We start from the raw sequence: 638 nt of genomic DNA, 5'->3' as shown, positions 1-638 counted from the left end.
GAAATCGTGAGGTTGCGCCTTTGGTTCCGGCTAAAGACGCATTGCTACTTGATTCAACCAGCTTGTCTATCGATGAAGTGGTTCGACAGGCTTTGGATCATATTAGTCAATATATTAAATTTTAATTTATTCGCCGAACATAGGATGTGTTCGGTCATTATTACTAACCCCGTTTAAACAGGATGTTAAATGGATGTTCATTTTTATTTAAGAAGAAAATTATGTCAGAAAATTTTGCTCAACTACTTGAAGAATTCCTTGCGGCAGAAGCTCGTTTAGGTTCTGTGGTTAAAGGTACTGTAGTAGCTATTCAAAAAGGCTATGTAATCGTTGATACAGGTTTTAAATCTGAATCATCAATTCCTGCTGAAGAATTTACAAATGCTCAAGGCGAACTTGAAGTTCAAGTCGGCGACCAAGTGGATGTAGTTCTTAAAGCTGTTGAAGACGGCTTCGGTGAAACAGTAGTTTCTCGTGGTGATGCAAAACGTAACGAAGCTTGGATTGCTTTAGAAAAAGCGTTCGAAGAACAAGCTACAGTTATCGGTTTTGTTAATGGTAAAGTGAAAGGCGGTTTCACTGTTGAATTAAACGGTGTTCGTGCATTCTTACCAGGTTCATTAGTTGATACTCGTCCG

2 protein-coding genes are annotated in these 638 nt (G+C 38.7%); both read left to right on the top strand.

Going from position 1 to position 638, the window contains the following annotated elements; all coding sequences use genetic code 11:
- Positions 1 to 125, top strand: a 125-nt coding sequence (locus F1379_RS30605) for a (d)CMP kinase (RefSeq protein ID WP_203457201.1), incomplete at its 5' end; no start/stop codon positions are given.
- Between the two features lie 96 nt (positions 126 to 221).
- A partial coding sequence (locus F1379_RS29560) for a S1 RNA-binding domain-containing protein (RefSeq protein ID WP_150276050.1) occupies positions 222 to 638 on the top strand: 417 nt, incomplete at its 3' end.

The organism is Paenibacillus tepidiphilus (genome assembly GCF_008635795.1).
In the GTDB taxonomy this organism is placed as follows: Bacteria; Bacillota; Bacilli; order Paenibacillales; family Paenibacillaceae; genus Paenibacillus_AQ; species Paenibacillus_AQ tepidiphilus.
The sequence above is the reverse complement of the archived record's forward strand: the minus strand, read 5'-3'. Positions and strand labels throughout refer to the sequence as shown.